Below are 3651 nucleotides of genomic sequence, written 5' to 3' on the forward strand. Positions count from 1 at the left end.
GCAGCTGGACGGGTTCGGTGTCGCCGTCACTGTGGTGGTGGTCGTCCCCTGGTTCACGGTGACCGCTACGGTGCCGGTCGATGCCGTGAAGCACGAGGCGCCGTTGTAGGTGGCGGTGATGGTCCCGGAGGACAGGGTCGTACTGGTGAAGCAGGCCTGTCCGCTGCCGTTGAGCGGCACCGTCTGGTTGAGTCCGCCGGGCCCGGTGAAGGTGACCGTTCCGGTGGGTGTGCCGGATCCTGGCGGGTTGGCGACCACGGTGGCGCACACGGTCACCGACTGTCCGCAGCTGGACGGGTTCGGCGTCGCCGTCACCGTGGTGGTGGTCGACGCCTGGTTCACGGTGACCGCTACGGTGCCGGCCGACGCGGCGAAGCAGGGCCCTTCGCCGTTGTAGGTGGCGGTGACGGTCCCGGTGACCAGGGACGTGGTCGTGACGCAGGCCTGTCCGCTGCCGTTGACCGGCACCGTCTGGATCAGCCCACCAGGCCCGGTGAAGGTCACCGTCCCGGTCGGAGTCCCGGACCCGGGCGGGTTGGTGGTGACGGTGGCGCACACCGTGACCGCCTGTCCGCAGACGGAGGGGTTGGGTGTTGCGGTGACCGAGGTCGTCGTGGACGCCTCGTTGACTGCGACGACCACCGTGCCGACAGAGCCGGCAAAGCAGGTGTCCTCACCGTTGTAGGTGGCGGTGACGGTTCCGGTGGAGAGTGTGGTGACGGTGGTGCAGGCCTGTCCGCTGCCGTTGAGCGGGACGGTTTGGTTGGGTCCGCCGAGGCCGCTGAAGGTGACGGTTCCGGTGGGTGTGCCGGATCCTGGCGGGTTGGTGGTGACGGTGGCGCACACCGTGACCGCCTGTCCGCAGACGGAGGGGTTGGGTGTTGCGGTGACCGAGGTCGTCGTGGACGCCTCGTTGACGGTGACGACCACCGTGCCGGTCGATCCGGCGAAGCAGGTGTCCTCGCCGTTGTAGGTGGCGGTGACGGTTCCGGTATCCAGGGTGGTGACGGTGGTGCAGGCCTGTCCGCTGCCGTTGAGCGGGACGGTTTGGTTGGGTCCGCCGAGGCCGGAGAAGGTGACGGTTCCGGTGGGTGTGCCGGATCCTGGCGGGTTGGCGACCACGGTCGCGCATACGGTGACCACCTGTCCGCAGACCGACGGGTTGGGCGTCGCGGTAACAGTGGTTGTCGTCGACGCCTCGTTGACGGTGACGGCGACGGTGCCGGTCGATCCGGCGAAGCAGGTGTCCGCGCCGTTGTAGGTGGCGGTGACGGTTCCCGAGGCGAGTGTGGTGGTGGTGAAGCAGGCCTGTCCGCTGCCGTTGACCGGCACCGTCTGGTTCAGCCCGCCAGGCCCGGTGAAGGTCACTGTCCCGGTCGGAGTCCCGGATCCTGGCTGGTTGGCGACCACGGTCGCGCATACGGTGACCGACTGTCCGCAGACGGACGGGTCAGGCGTCGCCGTAACGGTGGTCGTGGTGGAGGCTTCGTTCACCGTCACCTCTACCGTCCCAGCGGAGCTGGTGAAGCAGGGGTCTTGGCCGTTGTAGGTAGCGGTGACGACTCCGGTGTCCAGGGTCGTGACGGTGACGCAGGCTTGTCCGCTGCCGTCGAGTGCCACAGTCTGGTTGGGTCCGCCGAGGCCAGTGAAGGTCACCGTCCCCGTGGGTGTGCCGGATCCGGGCGGGCTGGCGGCGACGGTGGCGCATACGGTGACCGACTGTCCGCAGGCGGACGGGTTGGGAGTGGCGGTGACCGAGGTCGTCGTGGCGGCTTCATTGACCGTGACGACTACGGTGCCCGTCGATGCGGCGAGGCAGGGTCCTTCGCCGTTGTAGGTGGCGGTGATGGTTCCCGAGGCGAGTGTGGTGGTGGTGAAGCAGGCCTGTCCGCTGCCGTTGAGCGGCACCGTTTGGTTGAGTCCGCCGGGCCCGGTGAAGGTGACGGTTCCGGTGGGTGTGCCGGATCCTGGCGGGTTGGTGGTGACGGTGGCGCATACGGTGACCGTCTGTCCGCAGACGGAGGGGTTGGGTGTTGCGGTGACGGTGGTGGTGGTGGAGGCTTCGTTGACGGTCACTGTCACCGTGCCGACGGAGCCGGTGAAGCAGGTGTCCTCGCCGTTGTAGGTGGCGGTGACGGTTCCGGTGTCCAGGGTGGTGACGGTGGTGCAGGCTTGTCCGCTGCCGTCGAGTGCGACGGTTTGGTTGGGTCCGCCGAGGCCGCTGAAGGTCACTGTCCCCGTGGGTGTGCCGGATCCGGGTGGGTTGGCGGTGACGGTGGCGCATACGGTGACCGACTGCCCGCAGGCGGACGGGTTGGGAGTGGCAGTGACCGAGGTCGTGGTGGAGGCTTCGTTGACGGTCACAGCCACCGTGCCGACAGAGCCGGCGAAGCAGGTGTCCTCGCCGTTGTACGTAGCGGTGACGGTTCCGGTGGAGAGTGTGGTGACGGTGGTGCAGGCTTGTCCGGTGGGGTCGAGTGCGACGGTTTGGTCGGGTCCGCCGAGGCCGGAGAAGGTCACCGTCCCCGTGGGTGTGCCGGGTCCGGGCGGGTTGCCGACCACCGTGGCGCACACCGTGACCGACTGTCCGCAGACCGACGGGCTGGGCGTCGCTGTAACGGTGGTAGTCGTCGACGCCTCATTGACGGTGACGGCGACGGTGCCGGCGGAGCCGGTGAAGCAGGTGTCCTCGCCGTTGTAGGTGGCGGTGACGGTTCCGGTGGAGAGTGTGGTGACGGTGGTGCAGGCTTGTCCGCTGCCGTCGAGTGCGACGGTTTGGTTGGGTCCGCCGAGGCCGGAGAAGGTGACGGTTCCGGTGGGTGTGCCGGATCCGGGTGGGTTGGCGACCACTGTGGCGCATACGGTGACCGACTGTCCGCAGACCGACGGGTCAGGTGTTGCGGTGACGGTGGTTGTCGTCGACGCCTCGTTCACGGTCACTGCCACCGTGCCGACAGAGCTGGCGAAACAGGTGTCCTCGCCGTTGTAGATGGCGGTGACGGTTCCGGTGGAGAGTGTGGTGACGGTGGTGCAGGCTTGTCCGCTGCCGTCGAGTGCGACGGTTTGGTTGGGTCCGCCGAGGCCGGAGAAGGTCACCGTCCCCGTGGGTGTGCCGGGTCCGGGCGGGTTGCCGACCACTGTGGCGCATACGGTGACCGCCTGTCCGCAGACCGACGGGTCAGGTGTGGCGGTGACGGTGGTGGTCGTCGACGCCTCAGTGACGGTGACGGCGACGGTGCCGGTCGATCCGGTGAAGCAGGTGTCCTCACCGTTGTAGGTGGCGGTGACGGTTCCGGTGGAGAGTGTGGTGACGGTGGTGCAGGCTTGTCCGCTGCCGTCGAGTGCCACGGTTTGGTCGGGTCCGCCGAGGCCGGAGAAGGTCACCGTCCCCGTGGGTGTGCCGGATCCGGGTGGGTTGGCGACCACGGTCGCGCATACGGTGACCGACTGTCCGCACACTGACGGGTCAGGTGTGGCGGTGACGGTGGTGGTGGTGGAGGCTTCGTTGACGGTCACTGCCACCGTGCCGACGGAGCCAGTGAAGCAGGTGTCCTCACCGTTGTACGTAGCGGTGACGGTTCCGGTGGAGAGTGTGGTGACGGTGGTGCAGGCTTGTCCGGTGGGGTCGAGTGCGACGGTTTGGTCGGGTCC

The 3651-nt window shown here is 68.2% G+C and carries 1 protein-coding gene; it reads right to left on the reverse strand.

Annotated elements, in window-relative coordinates:
* The coding region (locus ABZW18_RS34340) for an Ig-like domain-containing protein (protein ID WP_356195337.1) at positions 1-3651 on the reverse strand (3651 nt) is incomplete at both ends.

Origin of the sequence: Streptomyces sp. NPDC004647, assembly GCF_040609575.1 — a bacterium.
Taxonomy (GTDB): domain Bacteria; phylum Actinomycetota; class Actinomycetes; order Streptomycetales; family Streptomycetaceae; genus Streptomyces.